17 protein-coding genes are annotated in these 16,028 nt (G+C 73.6%); 5 read left to right on the forward strand and 12 right to left on the reverse strand.

Features of this window, described 5'->3' with window-relative positions; all coding sequences use genetic code 11:
- Window positions 1–68: 68 nt before the first annotated feature.
- The 9 genes from ACFYUV_RS07535 to ACFYUV_RS07575 form a co-directional block, all read right to left on the reverse strand.
- Window positions 69–1,025: a helix-turn-helix domain-containing protein gene (locus ACFYUV_RS07535; RefSeq protein WP_387666085.1), complete on the reverse strand. Its 957-nt coding sequence runs from the start codon at window positions 1,023–1,025 to the stop codon at window positions 69–71.
- Between the two features lie 113 nt (window positions 1,026–1,138).
- Window positions 1,139–2,068 (reverse strand): lipoyl synthase, encoded by a 930-nt coding sequence (gene lipA / locus ACFYUV_RS07540; RefSeq protein WP_352353393.1) that lies wholly within the window; start codon window positions 2,066–2,068, stop codon window positions 1,139–1,141.
- A gap of 42 nt (window positions 2,069–2,110) precedes the next feature.
- Entirely contained in the window at window positions 2,111–3,094 is a 984-nt protein-coding gene (locus ACFYUV_RS07545) for a hypothetical protein (protein ID WP_387666086.1), read from the reverse strand.
- A gap of 56 nt (window positions 3,095–3,150) precedes the next feature.
- Window positions 3,151–3,843: a lipoyl(octanoyl) transferase LipB gene (gene lipB, locus ACFYUV_RS07550; RefSeq protein ID WP_358294179.1), complete on the reverse strand. Its 693-nt coding sequence runs from the start codon at window positions 3,841–3,843 to the stop codon at window positions 3,151–3,153.
- 37 nt (window positions 3,844–3,880) lie between these two features.
- Entirely contained in the window at window positions 3,881–4,618 is a 738-nt protein-coding gene (locus ACFYUV_RS07555) for a Type 1 glutamine amidotransferase-like domain-containing protein (protein ID WP_387666088.1), read from the reverse strand.
- A 36-nt stretch (window positions 4,619–4,654) separates the two neighbouring features.
- On the reverse strand, window positions 4,655–5,548 hold the full coding sequence (locus ACFYUV_RS07560) for a TIGR01777 family oxidoreductase (protein WP_387666090.1): 894 nt from the start codon (window positions 5,546–5,548) through the stop codon (window positions 4,655–4,657).
- A 65-nt stretch (window positions 5,549–5,613) separates the two neighbouring features.
- Complete coding sequence (gene sucB, locus ACFYUV_RS07565) at window positions 5,614–7,083, reverse strand: 2-oxoglutarate dehydrogenase, E2 component, dihydrolipoamide succinyltransferase (protein WP_387666091.1); 1,470 nt, start codon at window positions 7,081–7,083, stop codon at window positions 5,614–5,616.
- A gap of 38 nt (window positions 7,084–7,121) precedes the next feature.
- Window positions 7,122–8,486, reverse strand: coding sequence for a dihydrolipoyl dehydrogenase (lpdA, locus tag ACFYUV_RS07570; RefSeq protein ID WP_387666092.1), 1,365 nt, complete (start codon window positions 8,484–8,486; stop codon window positions 7,122–7,124).
- A gap of 51 nt (window positions 8,487–8,537) precedes the next feature.
- Window positions 8,538–10,007, reverse strand: coding sequence for a leucyl aminopeptidase (locus ACFYUV_RS07575; RefSeq protein ID WP_358294170.1), 1,470 nt, complete (start codon window positions 10,005–10,007; stop codon window positions 8,538–8,540).
- A 105-nt stretch (window positions 10,008–10,112) separates the two neighbouring features.
- Here ACFYUV_RS07575 and ACFYUV_RS07580 point away from each other — a divergent pair, with 105 nt between their 5' ends.
- The 3 genes from ACFYUV_RS07580 to ACFYUV_RS07590 are packed head-to-tail and all read left to right on the forward strand — an operon-like array spanning window position 10,113 to window position 12,306.
- Window positions 10,113–10,460, forward strand: a complete 348-nt coding sequence (locus ACFYUV_RS07580) for a GntR family transcriptional regulator (RefSeq protein ID WP_352353377.1) — start codon at window positions 10,113–10,115, stop codon at window positions 10,458–10,460.
- Entirely contained in the window at window positions 10,457–11,422 is a 966-nt protein-coding gene (locus tag ACFYUV_RS07585) for a hypothetical protein (RefSeq protein WP_387666096.1), read from the forward strand. Before ACFYUV_RS07580 ends, ACFYUV_RS07585 begins: the two co-directional genes overlap by 4 nt.
- Window positions 11,419–12,306: a CPBP family intramembrane glutamic endopeptidase gene (locus ACFYUV_RS07590; RefSeq protein ID WP_387666098.1), complete on the forward strand. Its 888-nt coding sequence runs from the start codon at window positions 11,419–11,421 to the stop codon at window positions 12,304–12,306. The genes ACFYUV_RS07585 and ACFYUV_RS07590 overlap by 4 nt, the downstream gene beginning before the upstream one ends.
- 106 nt (window positions 12,307–12,412) lie before the next feature.
- Here the strand turns inward: ACFYUV_RS07590 and ACFYUV_RS07595 are convergent, their stop codons facing one another.
- Window positions 12,413–13,156: an adenosylcobinamide-GDP ribazoletransferase gene (locus ACFYUV_RS07595; RefSeq protein WP_387666101.1), complete on the reverse strand. Its 744-nt coding sequence runs from the start codon at window positions 13,154–13,156 to the stop codon at window positions 12,413–12,415.
- Between the two features lie 35 nt (window positions 13,157–13,191).
- Here ACFYUV_RS07595 and ACFYUV_RS07600 point away from each other — a divergent pair, with 35 nt between their 5' ends.
- Window positions 13,192–13,992, forward strand: a complete 801-nt coding sequence (locus tag ACFYUV_RS07600) for an ATP-binding cassette domain-containing protein (protein WP_358294161.1) — start codon at window positions 13,192–13,194, stop codon at window positions 13,990–13,992.
- Between the two features lie 23 nt (window positions 13,993–14,015).
- Here the strand turns inward: ACFYUV_RS07600 and ACFYUV_RS07605 are convergent, their stop codons facing one another.
- Window positions 14,016–15,002, reverse strand: a complete 987-nt coding sequence (locus ACFYUV_RS07605; protein ID WP_387666105.1) for a bifunctional adenosylcobinamide kinase/adenosylcobinamide-phosphate guanylyltransferase — start codon at window positions 15,000–15,002, stop codon at window positions 14,016–14,018.
- A gap of 10 nt (window positions 15,003–15,012) precedes the next feature.
- Window positions 15,013–15,735 (reverse strand): SCO2322 family protein, encoded by a 723-nt coding sequence (locus ACFYUV_RS07610; RefSeq protein ID WP_387666107.1) that lies wholly within the window; start codon window positions 15,733–15,735, stop codon window positions 15,013–15,015.
- An 84-nt stretch (window positions 15,736–15,819) separates the two neighbouring features.
- Here ACFYUV_RS07610 and ACFYUV_RS07615 point away from each other — a divergent pair, with 84 nt between their 5' ends.
- Complete coding sequence (locus ACFYUV_RS07615) at window positions 15,820–16,026, forward strand: hypothetical protein (protein ID WP_357967657.1); 207 nt, start codon at window positions 15,820–15,822, stop codon at window positions 16,024–16,026.
- Window positions 16,027–16,028: the final 2 nt, after the last annotated feature.

The raw sequence follows: 16,028 nt of genomic DNA on the forward strand, positions 1-16,028 counted from the left end.
CGGAACACCTTCAGTCTGCTGGCCACGACCCCGCGCGTCTTGGATCCCCGTGCCAGGACGGTTGACGTTCAGCGCACGGGGTTGGCGCGCCGGAACTCGGCCGGCGGCAGCCCGTACGCCCGCTTGAACAACCTGCTGAAGTGCGCAGAATCGGGCAGCCCCCACCGCGCCCCGACCTCGCCGACCGGCAGGTGCCGGGCGCCCAGCAGGTCGGCGCGGCAGCGCTCCAGCCGCCGGTGCCTGATCCAGGCGGCCACCGTCGTGTTCTCGGACTCGAACAGCCGGTGCAGGTAACGCACCGAGACGTGGTGCGCCTCGGCCACCATCGCCGGATCGAGGTCGGACCAGCCCAGACGCTGGTCGATGAAGGCGCGTATGCGCAGCAGCAGGGCGCGGCGGCGGGCGTCCTCGGGCACCGCGGCGGCCTGCTCGGCCCGCTCGGCCAGGGCCGTGGTGACCAGGTCCATCACCACCGTCGCCAGCCTGGCCGCGCTGGCCGGGGTGTAGTCGTCGTAGTCCTCGGTGACCCGGCGCAGCAGCGGCACGGCCAGCGCGCCGGCGCCCTCGCGCGCCGAGACGGGCACCGCGGTCAGCCGGGCCACGTCGTCGTACGGCAGGGGCAGCAGCTCGTGCGGGAAGCTGAACACCGCCAGCTGCACGGCCGAGTCGTAGGCGATCTCGTAGGGGCGGGTGAAGTCGTAGATGGCGAACTCGCCCTTGTCCAGGCGGATCTCGCGGCCGTCCTGGCGCAGCACCGGGCTGCCCGAGACGGCCAGCACGGCCCGGTAGAGCTCGGGGTTGTCGCGGTGGATCAACTTCGCCGTGCGGTGGACGCTGTGCGGCGTGGACGTGCGCACCCGGCCCACGCCCACGGGGCCTAATTGCCCCAGCTCGATCTCGCCCCGCAGCGGCGCGCCGGAATCGATGCGCAGGTCGAGCGGCCCGAGCGTGTCGCAGACGATGCCGCGCCAGGCGTCGTGACGGCTGCGCGCGGGCAGGTCGCTGGTGCGGATCACGGTCGCCATGGCCTCGCCCTCCCTCGGCAGCCCTGCCATGCTAGGGACGCGAAAAGCCCCGGGCAACGGCCCGGGGCTCCGCTCAAGCAAGATCAGGCGGGATCAGCTGGGGGCAGCCTGGATCAGGTGGTCTGGCGGGCCGCGATGGCCTGCTGGTAGAGCCTGCCCGCGCGGTACGACGAGCGCACCAGCGGCCCCGACAGCACCCCGGCGAACCCGATCGCCTCGGCCTCGGCCTGCAGCTCGACGAACTCCTCCGGCTTGACCCAGCGCTCCACCGGGTGGTGGCGCGGCGTCGGCCGCAGGTACTGGGTGATCGTCAGCAGGTCGGTGCCGGCGGCGTGCAGGTCGCGCATCGCCTCGACGATCTCTTCGCGGGTCTCGCCCATGCCCAGGATCAGGTTGGACTTGGTGACCAGCCCGGCCTCGCGGGCCGTCGTGATCACCCCGAGCGAACGCTCGTAGCGGAAGGCGGGGCGGATGCGCTTGAAGATGCGCGGCACCGTCTCGACGTTGTGGGCGAACACCTCGGGCTTGCTGGAGAAGACCTCCTCCAGCTGGTCGCGGTTGCCGTTGAAGTCGGGCACCAGCAGCTCGACGCCGCAGCCGGGCAGCAGGGAGTGGATCTGCCGGGCGGTCTCGGCGTAGAGCCAGGCGCCGCCGTCGGGCAGGTCGTCGCGGGCCACGCCGGTCACGGTCGCGTAGCGCAGGCCCATCTGCTGGACGGACTCGGCGACCCGGCGCGGCTCGTCGCGGTCGTATTCCTTGGGCTTGCCCGTGTCGATCTGGCAGAAGTCGCACCGGCGGGTGCACTGGTCGCCGCCGATGAGGAAGGTCGCCTCGCGGTCTTCCCAGCACTCGTAGATGTTGGGACAGCCCGCCTCTTCACAGACCGTGTGCAGGCCCTCCCGGCGCACGAGCGATTTCAGCTCGGTGTATTCGGGGCCCGTCTTCAGCTTGGTCTTGATCCACGGGGGCTTGCGCTCGATAGGGGTCTCGGCGTTGCGCACCTCCAGGCGGAGGAGCTTTCGGCCATCAGGAGCAACGGTCACCCGTCCAGCTTACGTCCGCCGCGGAACCGGACCGGTCGAGGGTCAGGTGATGAGCCCGAAGCCGCGGATCGCCCTGGTGTAGTGGCGCAGCAGCTCCTCGTCGATCAGCGCGGACCCGGCGGTGTCCAGCAGCTCCGAGTGCGGCGCCGAGGTCAGCACGCCGTCGTCGGTGAGCCGGTGGCGGGCCAGCGCGCCCTGCCTGATCTCGGTGACGCTCTCGCCGCGCAGCGCCGCGGCCTGGATGGGCGCCAGGTAGCCGCCGGCGGCCAGGGCGCGCAGCTCGTCCAGCTCGGCCTCGGACACGACCCGCCGGGCGATCGCCTCCCGCCGCTGCTCGGCACGGGGCCGCCCGGCGCGGGCCAGCGCCGTCAGGGCGTACTCCGCCAGCAGCACCGGGCCGCCCAGCACCCGCCCGATCATCCGGCCGAAGAACCCCGCCGCCTCGTACGTCGTGCCGGGCTGGTCGATCGCGCCCAGCGACGAAGCGGCGATCTTGGCCTGGGCCTCCTCCCTGATCTTCAGCGGAGCGCTCGACCCGAGCAGCGCGTCGTGCCAGGAGGCCAGCGTGAACAGGGCGCCGTCCACGATCAGCTCCTCGGCGGCGGGGGTGCGCGCGTACGCGGTGGCCAGCAGCGCCACCCGCTGCCGCGGCGTCAGGGCCAGCCACAACGGCAGCCCGATGACCAGCACCGGCGTGCGCGGCACGCCCACATGGTCATAGACGGTCTCCGTGGCCAGGTCCCGGACCGCGACCTTGCGCGGCCTCTTGACGCGGGCCCGGTCGGCCACCCGGCCGGCCAGCGAGTACAGCTCGCCGGCCGCGGCGCGGTCGAGCACCTCGGCGTCGGCCGGCAGACGGGGAAGACGGGGCCGCAGCGCCCATCCCAGGGCCAGGCTCACGCCGCCGACCAGCCACGCCACGAGGGAGTCGAGGTGCGCCAGCACGGCCCACGCGCCCAGCGCGAGGAAGGCCAGCGTGAGCAGGTGAACCAGGAGCGCGAGAACGAGAGCGGCGGAACGCTTCACACGGCGATGTTAAGCCGGAAAGATCCAGGTTCAACCGCTGTTCGATGCCGATTCGGTCACCTGCGCAGCAGATCCTCCTCGTGCAGGTCGAACGGCTCCCTGCCGAGGGCGTCGGCCAGCCGCTTCTCGGCGATCGGGATGACCTCCTCGACCACGATCCGGCGGCCGGTCTCGGCCGACAGCGAGGAGACCCCCGCGTCGGGCAGCCCGCACGGCGTGATCCGGTTGAACCACCGGGGGTCGTTGGCGCAGTTGAGCGCGAACCCGTGCATCGTCACGCCGCGCGCGACGCGGATGCCGACCGCGCCGAGCTGCCGGTCGGGCAGCCCCAGGGCGACGTCGCCGGCCGCCCACACGCCCGGACGCCCCGGCACCCGCCGGCCGGTGACGCCGAAGTCGGCGCACACCTGGATCATCGTCTCCTCAAGGGCGCAGACGTAACGGGTCACGTCGGCGACGGCGACGATGGGGTAGGCGACGAGCTGGCCGGGGCCGTGCCAGGTGACCCGGCCGCCCCGGTCGGCGTCGACGACGGGGGTGCCGTCGGAGGGGCGGTCGCCGGGCAGGGTGCGCCTGCCCGCGGTGTAGACGGGGGCGTGCTCCAGGATCAGGACCGCGTCGCCCAGCTCGCCGGCGACCCGCTTGCCGTGCATCCAGCGCTGCAACGACCAGGCTTGCTCGTAGGGGACGTCCACACCAAGGCGGACGACGGCCAGCGCGTGGGGATCGTCCCCGTGGATGGGGCGCATGAGCCCATTGTGCCGTTCCCTCACCCTGTCCGGGTAATCAGGGGGTCAACAGGCGTGGCTCGATCCTGAACTCCTTGACGCCGTTGGAGCCGTCGTACTCCAGCCGGTACGCGTACGCCTGCGGGTCGACGGTGACCGCCTGGATGAACTCGGTGCCCACGTAGTGCAGGGCGACGCCCTCGTCGGCGGCGTACCCGCCGGGCAGCTCGCCGGAGGCGACCGACTCCTGCAGAAGCGGGCGGCGCTGCGGCTCGGCGTTGTAGTGGACCCCGCACGAGTACGGCAGCAGCGCGAGCCCGTCGGCCCACGGACGCAGCGCCGGGCCGAAGGAGTCGGTGTTGCCGCCCACGTGCCAGCACAGGGCGCCCGCGCTCTGCCCGGACAGCACCACACCGGCCCGCCAGGCCTCCTCGAAGACCTCGTCGAGGCCGTGCAGCCGCCACAACGCCATCAGGTTGGCCACGCTGCCACCGCTGACGTAGATCATGTCCTGTTCGAGCGCCCAGGCCCGCGCGTCCTCCACGTTGGGCATGGGGAAGACGGTCAGGTGGCTCAGCTCGACGTCCCAGCCGGAGAAGGCGCCGTACATCTTCAGCAGCCAGTCGGAGGAGTCGCCGACGGCGGTGGCGACCAGGCCGAGCTTGGGGCGGTCCTGGCCGGTCAGGTCGAGGCCGTACCGCAGCAACCCGCTCGCCTCGATGAAGTTGTGACGCTCGCTCGGGCGGAACGACCCGCCCCCGATGGCCAGAATGTGCGACTGCCCGGACCTGCTCATGTCGGATCTCCTGCGTGCTGAAGGACGAACGGCACCCTACAGTACGGCGCGCAGCGCCTCGTCGAGACGGGTATGCGTGAAGCCGTAGCCGCTGTCAAGCAGTTTCCGCGGGATCATGCGATGGCTCGGCAGCAGCCCCGCGCGGGCGAATTCGCCCACCCCGATGGACAGGGCGAACGCCGGTACCGGCATGGGGACTGTGCCTTTACGCAGGCATTTACCCAGAGTCCGGGTGAATTCTTCGTTGGTGACCGGAGAAGGGGACCCGAGATTGACCGGACCCTCAATATCCCGATTTTTCAGGATATGTAGTGCGGCGGCCACCCAATCGTCCAAGGAGATCCACGACCAGTACTGCCGGCCCGTCCCCAGCGGCGCGCCCAGCCCCATGCGGAAGATCGGCAGCATGCGCCCGAGCGCCCCGCCGTGCCGGCTCAGCACCATCGCCGTCCGCAGCCGCGCGACCCGGCAGCCGGCCTCGGCGGCCCGCTCGGCCTCCCGCTCCCAGCGCTCGCACAGCTCGGCCAGGAACCCCTGGCCCTGGCCCTGGCTCTCGTCGATCTCCCGGCTGCCCGTGTCGCCGTAGAAGTCGACCCCGGAGGCCGACAGCAGCACCTCGGGCGGCCTGCCGAGCGCGCGCAGGGCGTCGACCAGCAGCCGGGTGCCCTCGACGCGGCTGCGCACCAGCTCGCGCTTGTAGTCCGCGGTCCAGCGCCGGTCGCCGACCGAGGCCCCGGCCAGGTGCACCACGGCCTCGGCTCCTTCGAGCGCGGCCCGGTCGATCACCCCCGCCGAAGGGTCCCAGAAGGCCTCTCCGGGCCCCGCGGGCTCCCGCCGGACCAGGCGGACGACCTCCCGCCCCTCGTCGCGCAGCGCCCCGACCAGCGCCGTACCGATCAGGCCCGACGCCCCGGTCACGATGATCGCCATGGCCCCACAGTACGCCAAAGGCCGGGCGGCCCCCCGAAGGAGCCACCCGGCCTCATGAGCGATGACTACGCGAGCCCGAGCTGGGCCTCGAAGCGGCCCTCCTCCAGGCGACGCTTGATCGTCGTCAGGAAGCGGGCGGCGTCGGCGCCGTCGACCAGGCGGTGGTCGTAGGTCAGCGCCAGGTAGACCATCGAACGCACCGCGATGACCTCGCCCTCCGGCGTGTCGAGCACGACGGGCCGCTTGACGACCGCGCCGGTGCCGAGCATGCCCACCTGCGGCTGGTTGAGGATCGGCGTGTCGAACAGCGCGCCACGGCTGCCGGTGTTGGTCAGCGTGAACGTGCCGCCGGTGACCTCGTCGGGCGTCACCTGGTTGTTGCGGGTGCGCTCGGCCAGGTCGGTGACCTTGCGGGCGAGGCCGGCCAGGTTGAGGTCGCCGGCGTTCTTGACGACCGCCGCGAGCAGGCCGCGCTCGGTGTCGACCGCGACGCCCAGGTTCTCCACGTCGAAGTACGTGACCTCGTTGGTCTCGTTGTTGATCGTGGCGTTGAGCTTGGGGTGCTGCTTGAGCGCCTCGACGGTGGCCATCGCGAAGAACGGGGTGAAGGTCAGCTTCACGCCCTCGCGGCGGAAGAAGTCGTCCTTGGCCCGCGCCCGGAGCTGGGCGATCTTCGTGACGTCGACCTCGACGACCGACGTGAGCTGCGCCGCGGTCTGCAGCGACTCGACCATGCGCTTGGCGATGGTCTGACGCAGCCGCGTCATCTTCTCCGTACGGCCGCGCAGCGTGGTGTCCACCTCGACCGGCTCGGGCGCCGCGGCGACCGGGGCTTGGGCGGCGGCGGGGGCCGGCTGGGCGGCCGGAGCCGCGGCCGGGGCGGCGGCCTGGGCGCGCTGGGACTTGGCGGCCTCCAGCACGTCCTGCTTGCGGATGCGGCCGCCGACGCCGGTGCCGTTGATCGAGTCGAGGTCGACGCCGTGCTCGTTGGCGAGCTTGCGCACCAGCGGCGTCACGTAGGGGCTGTCGCCCGAGGACGGCAGCGGCGTGGGCTCGGCGGGCTGCTGCGGAGCCGGGGCCTGCGGGGCGGGGGCCGGAGCGGCCTGCGGGGCCGGGGCCTGCGGGGCCGGAGCCGGGGCCTGCGGGGCCGGAGCCGGGGCGGCCTGCTGGGGAGCGGGCTGGGCCGGGGCCGGCTGCGGGATGGAGGAGGCCGGGGGAGCCGGGGCGGGCTCGGGCTCGGGCTCCGGCTCGGGCTCGGGAGCGGCCTGCGGGGCCGGGGCGGCGGCGCCCGGCTGGGCGTTCTCGTCGATGATGGCGAGCTCGGCGCCGACCTCGACCGTCTCGTCCTCAGCCACGACGATCTTGGTGAGGACACCCGCGGAAGGCGACGGGATCTCGGTGTCGACCTTGTCGGTCGAGACCTCGAGGAGCGGCTCGTCGGCCTCGACGCGCTCGCCCTCCTTCTTCAGCCAACGGGTTACCGTGCCCTCGGTCACGCTCTCGCCGAGCTGGGGCATCTGTACGGAGACCGGCATCGTTATTCTTCTCTCGCGTTCTGATCTCGAGGGCTGGACTAGTTGTGTACGTGCAGCGGCTTGCCGGCCAGGGCCAGCATCGCCTCACCGACTGCCTCGGACTGGGTCGGATGTGCATGGATGAGCTGGGCGACCTCTGCGGGCAGCGCCTCCCAGTTGTAGATCAGCTGGCCTTCCGTGACGAGCTCGCCGATGCGCCGGCCCACCATGTGGACGCCGACGACCGGGCCGTCCTTCTGGGCGATGACCTTCACCGCTCCGGAGGTGCCGAGGATCTGGCTCTTGGGATTGCCGGCCAGGTCGTAGACCTGCTCGACGATCTCGATGCCGCGCTCGGCGGCCTGCGCCGACGTGATGCCGACCGAGGCGACCTCGGGGTCGGAGTAGGTGATGCGGGGCACGCCGGCGTAGTCGATCGGCGGCGGGTTGAGGCCGGCGATGTGCTCGGCCACCATGATGCCCTCGGCGAACCCGGCGTGGGCCAGCTGCAACGTGGGGATCAGGTCGCCGATGGCGTAGACGCCGGGGACCGAGGTCTGGCAGTGCTCGTCGACCACGACGGCGCCGCGCTCGATGGTCACGCCCTGCTCCTCGAAGCCCATGCCGGACGACACCGCGCCGCGGCCGACCGCGACGAGCAGGAGCTCGGCGTCGAGGGTCTTGCCGTTGGCCAGGGTGACGACGACGCCCGTCTCGGTGGTCTTGGCGGAGTCGAAGAAGACGCCCAGCTCGTACTTGATGCCGCGGCGGCGGAAGGCCCGCTCCAGCAGCTTGGAGCTGGACTCCTCCTCGGTGGGCAGCAGGTGCGGCAGCGCCTCGACGATCGTGACCTCGGCGCCGAAGGAGCGGTAGACGCTGGCCAGCTCGACGCCGATCACGCCGCCGCCCAGGACGATCACCGACGACGGCACGCGGTCCATCTTCAGGGTGTGCTCGCTGGTGATGATGCGCTCGCCGTCGATCTCCAGACCGGGCAGCGTGCGGGGGGCCGAGCCGGTGGCCAGCACGAGGTCGGCGCCCTCGTAGACCTCCGAGCCCACCTGCACGCTGCGCGGGCCCACCAGACGGCCCTCGCCCTCGACCACCGTCACGCCCGCGCCCTTGAGCAGGCCCTGGACGCCCTTCCAGGCCCGCGTGACGATCTTGTCCTTGAACGCGTGCACGCCCTGGACGTCGATGCCCTCGAAGCTCGCCTTGACGCCGAAGGACGCGCTCTCGCGCGTCTCGTCGGCGACCTCGGCCGAGTGCAGCAGGGCCTTCGTGGGGATGCATCCCCTGTGGAGGCAGGTGCCGCCGATCTTGTCCTTTTCGATGAGGACGACCGACTTGCCCAGCTCGGCCGCCCGGAGCGCGCAGGCGTAACCGCCGCTGCCGCCACCTAGGACGACGATGTCATAGGCCACAGGAAGGCTCCTTGTCGGGGTGTTCGTGATGCCGTCATCTTTTCATTTGTTTCAGATGCTCGCGTGCCGCTCTGCGAGTCCGATGAGGGTGCGGGTGATGGCGCCGGTGCCGCCCTTGGGGGTGTAGCCGTACGCCTCGCCCTTGTTGTAGGCCGGTCCGGCCATGTCGATGTGCGCCCAGCGCACCCCGTCGGGCACGAACTCCTTGAGGAAGATGGCGGCGGTGAGCATGCCGCCGAAGCGCTCGGGGTGGAGGTTGGCGATGTCGGCGACCGGCGAGTCGAGGCCCTTGCGCAGCTCCTCCGGCAGCGGCATGCCCCAGGCGCCCTCGCCCGCGGCGGTGGCGGCCTCGACGACCAGCTCGCGGACGGCGTCGTCGTTGGCCATGACGCCCGCGGTGCGCCAGCCGAGCGCGACGATCTGCGCGCCGGTCAGCGTGGCGATGTCGACGATCAGGTCGGGGTCGTCCTCGGCGGCGCGCGCGATGCCGTCCATGAGCACCAGGCGGCCCTCGGCGTCGGTGTCGAGCACCTCGACGGTCTTGCCGCTGTAGCTGTGGATGACGTCGGAGGGGCGCTGGGCGGTGCCGCTCGGCAGGTTCTCGGCCAGGCAGAGGTAGCCGACGACGTTGACCGGCAGGCCGAGCCGGGCGATGCCGACCAGCGCGCCGAGCACGGCGCCCGCGCCGCCCATGTCGGACTTCATCCAGTCCATGGCGGCCGACGGCTTGAGCGACAGGCCGCCGGAGTCGAACGTGATGCCCTTGCCCACGAACGCCAGCGTCTTGCCCGCCTCGGGGTGGCTGTAGGCGACGCGGACCAGGCGCGGCGGGTTGACCGAGCCCTGGCCGACGCCGACCAGGCCGCCGTAGCCGCCGTCCTTGAGCTGCTTCTCGTCGAGGACCTCGACGGTCAGCCCGTGCTTGGCGCCCTCCTGCTCGGCGATCTCGGCGAACTTGGCCGGCCACAGGTCGGACGGCGGCGTGTTGACCAGGTCGCGGACGAGCGAGACCGACTCGGCCAGCACGCCGGCCCGCTCGGCGGCGGACTCGCCCTGCCCGGACAGGACGGTGATCTCGGAGACGGGGGCCTTCGGCGGCTCGCCCGTGCGGTAGCGGTCGAAGCCGTACGCGCCGAGCAGCGCGCCCAGGGCGACGGCCTCGGCCTGGGCGTCGTCGTCGGCGGGCAGGGCCAGCGCGGCGCGCGCGGTGCCGGCCAGCGACCGCACGGCGGCGCCGGCGGCGCGGCGAAGGGACTCGTGGTCGGAGGAGTCGCCCAGGCCGACGGCGACGAGCACCGGGGCCTGGACGGCGCCGAACGTGGGCAGCTTGGCCAGCTCTCCGGGTTTGCCGGAGAAGCCGAGCGAGCTGAGGGAGGTGGCGAGGTTGCCGCCGAAAGCCGCGTCGAGGGACTCAGCGCCCGTGGCCGGGCGGGGGCCGTCCTGGCCGGGCCGGAAGCCGACGATCAGGGCGTCGGTGTCGACAGAGACTGGGTCTGCTGAGTTCAGCCGCACAGTGGTCACGTAAACCGATGCTATCCACGGTTTCTGCGTACTCACAAACAGGGGTTCATCCTACAAATGCTGGTCGGACGCATTCCGTTTCATGGTGCTAGTGTCATTAGCATCATGTTGCTCGCGCTCGATCTCAACGACGCACGGCCCCTCCACGAACAGGTGGCCGGCGCCATCCGCCGCGCCATCGGCGAGGGCTCCTACACGCCCGGTGACCGCCTTCCGCCCGCCCGCGACCTCGCCAGGGCGCTCGGCATCAACCCCAACACCGTGCTGCGCGCCCTGCGCGACCTGCGCGACGAGGGGCTGCTGGAGTTCAGGCGGGGGCGCGGGGTCAGCGTCGCGGGCCAGGCCGACGGGCGCGCGCTGCTCGTGCAGCGCGCCCGGGAGCTGCTGGAGGAGGCCGAGAGGCACGGCTACCGCCGTGAGGACCTCATCACCATCCTGGAGGATCTGCCATGAACCCCCGAATCCCCGCGGCCGGGTGGGGCGCGGCCGTCACGGCGGCCCTGCTCCTGGCCCCCATGGGGCTGCGCGACCGGCTGCCCGACCCGCTGGCCACCCACTGGGGCGCGGCGGGCGTCGACGGCTCGGCGTCCTTCCAGGCCCACGTGCTGACGGTGGCGGCGGTGTGGACCGTGGTGTGGATCGTGTTCCTGGCCGTCGCCGCGCGGGGCTGGGCGCTGCGGCACCGGAACGGGCGGGCGCTGTGGTGGGGCGGGCTGTTCGGCGGCGGCGTCCTGGTGCTGGGCACGCAGGCCTCCACGCTGGCGGCCAACCTCGACGTGCCCGACTGGACGGCCGCGAGCCTGCCGGGCTGGCACGTCCCGCTGGTCGTCGTCGGATCCCTCGCTGTCGGCGTGTTCGCGGGCTACCTCGGCAGGGGCGGGCCCGACCCGGTCGAGGCGGTGCAGCCGCCCCCGGCCATGAAACTGCGGCCCGGTCGCCGCACGGTCTGGATCAGCCGGCTGGTCAACCCCTGGCTGGTCGCGCTGACGCTGGTGGCCGCGGCGGCGATCGTCGTGCTCTGCGGGCTGCGCCTGGCCGGCGTCGTGCCGGCGGCGACCATGGCCTCCGCCCTGCCCGGGGCCGTGATCGTGCTGGTCGCGGGGCTGGCGACGGCGACGCTGTCCGTACGGGTCGGCGACGACGCGCTCGTCATCGGCTTCGGGCCGTTCGGCGTCCCGGCGCGCAGGATCCCGCTGTCGCGGATCGACCGGGCCTGGACCGAGGACCGCAGGCCGAGCGAGGTCGGCGGCTGGGGCTTCCGCGGCCTGCCCGGCGCGGCCACCATCATGCTGCGCGGCGGCGAGTGCCTGGTCGTCGGCTACCGCTCCGGCGGGCGGCTGGCGATCAGCATCGACGACGCCGAGCGCGGCGCGTCCCTCATCAACGCCCTCGTCGCGGAGCGTGCACGGTCATGAGAAAACAGCTTCCCGTCTTCCTCGTCCTCGCCTTCGGGCTGTCCTGGCTGGTGGCGCTGCCCATCTGGCTCGGCGCGGGCCTGGGCTCGCCCGCGGCCAAGGGGCTGGCCGCGGTCATGATGTTCACGCCGACCGCCGGGGTGCTCGGGGTGTGGGCGCTGTCGCGGGCGCCCTGGCGGCGCTGGGCCGCCGAGACCGGCCTGACGCTGGGCGAGAGCAAGGGCCGCACCGGCCGGTACGTGCTGGCCGCCTGGCTGGGCGTGCCACTGCTGATCGCCGTCTGCGCCGGGCTCAGCACCGCCGTCGGGCTGTTCCCGCTCGACCTCGACCGGTTCAGCCTGTTCCGGGCCCAGCTCGCGGCCGGGGGCGTGCAACCGCCGGCCGACCCTGGCCCGGCGCTCTACCTGCAGATCGCCATCGGCGTGCTGGCGGGCCCGGTGCTGAACGCGGTCCCGGCGCTGGGTGAGGAGTGGGGCTGGCGCGGCTGGCTGCTGCCCCGGCTGTCCGGCACGTACGGCCCGCTCGGCGGCCTGGCGCTGTCCGGCGCGATCTGGGGGCTGTGGCACGCCCCGCTCACCCTGCTCGGCTACAACTACCCGAGCCTCGGGTCGTGGGCGGCGCTGCAGTTCATCGGCTTCTGCTTGCTGGCCGGCATCGCGATCGGCTGGCTGCGGCTGCGTACGGGCAGCGTGTGGCCCTGCGTGGTCGCGCACGGCTCGCTGAACGCGGTGCTGCCCGCCGTGCTGCTGCTCGGGGACGCCGCGGCCCCGCCCGACACGGCGGTGTCCGGGCTCACCGGGCTGGTCGGCTGGGTCCCGCTCGCGCTGCTGTGCGTGGTGCTCGTGCGCCGCCTCCCGGCCCGCGCCCCGCAGCCGGTCGCCTGACCCGGCCTGCGCCGGGAGCCGAGAGCCGGAGCCGGGTGCGGCGACCGCGCCGCCGGTCCGCCCGTTTGCCGGTCCGCCAGTTTGCCGGTCAGCCCGGTCAGCGCGGTCAGGGCAGGATCGCGCACACCACCAGCGCGGCCGTCGTCCCGGTCTCCACCAGGGCGCCGAACACGTCCCCCGTGACGCCGCCGAGCCGCCGACGGGCGTGCCGGAGCAGCAGCAGCGCCGCCCCGAGCCCGGCCGCCAGCGCGATCGGCGGCGCCCACGTCCCGGCCGCCAGCCCCAGCCCGGCGGTCACGGCCAGGGCGGCCGCCGTGGCCAGCCACGCCGCCGGATCGCTCACGGTGCCCGCCACCATCGCCCCGAGCCCGCCGGGCCGCGCGGCGGGCACGCCCGCCCGGCACGCCCAGGTGAGCGCCAGCCGCCCGGCCACGCAGGCGGTCACCAGGGCGGGGTAACCGGCCCCGGTCAGCGCCGCCGCCTGGACGAGCAGCGTGATGACCAGCGTCATCACCCCGAACGGCCCGATGTCCGACTTCTTCATGATGTCGAGGGCGTCCTTGGCGGGCCGGCCGCTGCCCAGGCCGTCGGCGAGGTCGGCCAGCCCGTCCAGGTGCAGGCCGCGGGTGAGCGCGGCGAGCAGCCCGAGCGCGAGCGCCGCGCCCAGCAGCGGCGGCCCCGGCAGCAGCAGCGCCAGGCCCGCCACCGCGCCGAGCCCCAGCCCGACCGCGGGGGCCGCCACCATGGCCGGCCCGGCGACCTCCCGATCGACCCTGTCGACCCGCACGGGAACGGCGCTGAGCATGCCGATCGCGAAGCGCAGCCCATGGGTCAGCTCAGCAAGCGGCATAACGACCGATCCTAGGGCCGACTAATGTGGCGGGAATGCACGTGCTTGAACTCGAAGGTGTAGCTGTCCGGGTTGTCGGCAAAACGCTGCTCGACGGCATCGACTGGCAGGTGGCGTACGGCGACCACTGGGTGATCCTCGGCCCCAACGGCGCGGGCAAGACCACCCTGCTCTCGCTGGCCGGGGCGGTGCGCCACCCGAGCGAGGGCGCGGTCAGCGTGCTCGGCCACCGGCTCGGCCGGGTCGACCTGCGGGAGCTGCGCCGCCACATCGGCCTGGTCGCGGCCAGTCAGCGGCTGATCGACGAGGACCTGCTGGAGGAGGAGGGCGCCACCGCCCACACGGTGGTCCTGACCGGCCACACCGGCACGAGCGTCCCGCTGTGGGACAAGTACGGCGACAACGAGCGCGAGCGCGCCACCCGCCTGCTGGCCGACCTGGGCTGCAAGGACCTGGTCGAGCGCCCGTTCCGGGTGTGCTCGCAAGGGGAGCGGGCCCGGATCCGAGTGGCCAGGGCGCTCATGGCCGAGCCCGCCGTGCTGCTGCTCGACGAGCCGTTCGCCGGGCTCGACCTGCCGGCCCGCGAGGACCTCATCACCGCGGTCGAGCAGCTGGCCGCCACCCGTCCGGTGCTGACCACGGTCACGGTGACCCACCACCTGGAGGAGGTGCCCGCGACCACCACGCACGCGCTGCTCATGCGCGACTCGCGGCTGCTGGCCGCCGGGCCGGTGTCGGAGGTGCTCACCCCCGGCCTGCTGTCGGAGTGCTTCGGCCGTCCGCTGCACGTCGACCGCCTCGACGGCCGCTGGTACGCCAGAGCCGTACGCCCGTAGCCCCGGCTCCCGGAGGCCACGGGTCACAGTTCCAGCGGACGTCCCGCGACCACCAGGGCGACGTACTCCGACTCGGCGGCGAGCCGTTCGTTGAGCCTGCCGAGCGCGTCCCTGAAGGCCCGGCCGGCGGACGTGGCGGGCACCACGCCCATCCCCACCTCGTCCGAGACCGCCACGAGCGGCACCGGCGTGCCGCGCCACGCCTCGACCAGCTCCGCGCAGCGGCGGGCGACCGGCGTGCGGTCGCCGTCCCAGGCCCCGTGCTCGTCGAACACCGCCGCCAGCCACGTGCCCAGCCCGTCGATCAGCAGGGGCGTGCGCGCCGCCGCGATGACCCCGGTCAGGTCCGTCGTCTCGGCCGTGTCCCAGTGAGCGGGCCGCCGTTCCCGGTGCGCCCGTACCCGCGCCGCCCATTCGCCGTCCGCCGCGCCGTCGCCGCCGGTGGCGACATAGGTGACGTACGGCTCGGCCGCCAGCCGCAGCTCGGCCTCGGCCGACTTGCCCGACCTGGACCCGCCGAGCAGCAGCGCCCGCCGCGGCGGCGTCTCGCGGACCGTTCCGCCGCTGCCCAGGACCGTCCTGTCCGGCACGGCCGCCGCCCCCCACAACCGCAGCCGCCTGGCCAGCTCGTCCTCCGACCTGATCCGGTGGTCCAGCCACGCGGCCACCACTGTGGTCCGGTCGTCGGCCAGCCCGGCGCGGCGCAGCTCGCCGAGCCGCTGCGGGCGGTCCAGCAGGTCCAGCACGACGACGTCGTAGCGGGCGGGACCGTCCGAGGGGGCCTCCCGGCCCGGCGGCAGGCACAGCACCGCCGCGCCGTCGGCCGCCACCAGCCCGAGCCCGCCGCCGAACGCGCCGCCGCCGGTGAAGGGGAACCGCGCCGTGTCGTCCACGAGCAGCTCGAAGGGGCGGCGACGGCGGTCCTGGGGGAGCCGGACGCACGATGCGCACGGGCACCCGTCCACCGGCCAGCCCGCCGCACCCCCGGTCCCGGAGAGAAGAATCTTCACCGCCCAGAGGCTACCGACCGGCCCGACCGGCCCGGCCGGGGCGGCGGCGGGTGGCCAGGGCCGTGCCCGCGCCGAGCAGCAGCAGCGCCCCCGCACCGCCCGCGATCAGCAGCGCCGGAGCCCCGCCGGGCGCGCTCGCGGGCGCACCGGCCCGCTCGGCGGCATGCGCCTCCTGGGACGGGGCCGCCCCTGCTTCCTGGGACGGGGCCGTCCCCGCGGCCTGGGACGGGTAGCCGCTGACCGACACGACCTCGCCGCGCCCGTTCACGCCGACCCTGGCCGCGGAGGCCAGGAGCTGGGCGGCGGTCGCGTCCTCGGCGCCGGTCACGCACCGCAGCAGCGGGTGCGCCGGCGGCCGCTCACCGGACGGGACGTCGCCCTCCCCGTCCCCGAAGTCCACCGCGACCGCCACCCGCTTGTGCCCCGAGCCGGCCGCGTCCTGGACGCACACCGCCGGGAACGACGGCAGCTCACCCCCCGGCGGCTCGCCCACCGACCCGTCGGCCGAGACCGCGAAGCGCCACCCGACGACCGAGCCGTCCGCCGGCTCGTACGCGGCCGTGGACGCCAGCCACGCCGTGCCGTCGCTGCGCCAGACCCCCCACAGCCGCACGGCCCCAGGCGCGGGACCGCCGGGCCGCGAGGAGGGTGAGCCGAGCGCGGAGGAGGGGAGAAGGACTACGGCGGCCGCCCCCAGGACGACCGCCGCGGCAACACGGCCCGCGCGCAGCATCGATGGACCTCCGAGCTCGGGAGTAGGGTTCCAGTGCCGTCGGAGGGAAGGCGCCGGCGAACCCGCGGAGAAGGAGCGTATGGCATGACATGGCGGTGGCGTTATGAAGATGCAAATGGTGGTGAGGTGACGGACCGCCCTTTGCCGCGAGAGGTTTTCCCGAGTCAGGCCGATGCGGAGTCCTGGCTCGGGGAGAACTGGCGTGAGCTGCTCGAATCCGGCGTCGAGCAGGTGGCGCTGCTCGACGAGGACCGCGTCGAATACACGGGAATGTCATTGCGTCCGGAGTGATC

This window comes from Nonomuraea sp. NPDC003560, assembly GCF_042878785.1.
Taxonomy (GTDB): Bacteria; Actinomycetota; Actinomycetes; order Streptosporangiales; family Streptosporangiaceae; genus Nonomuraea.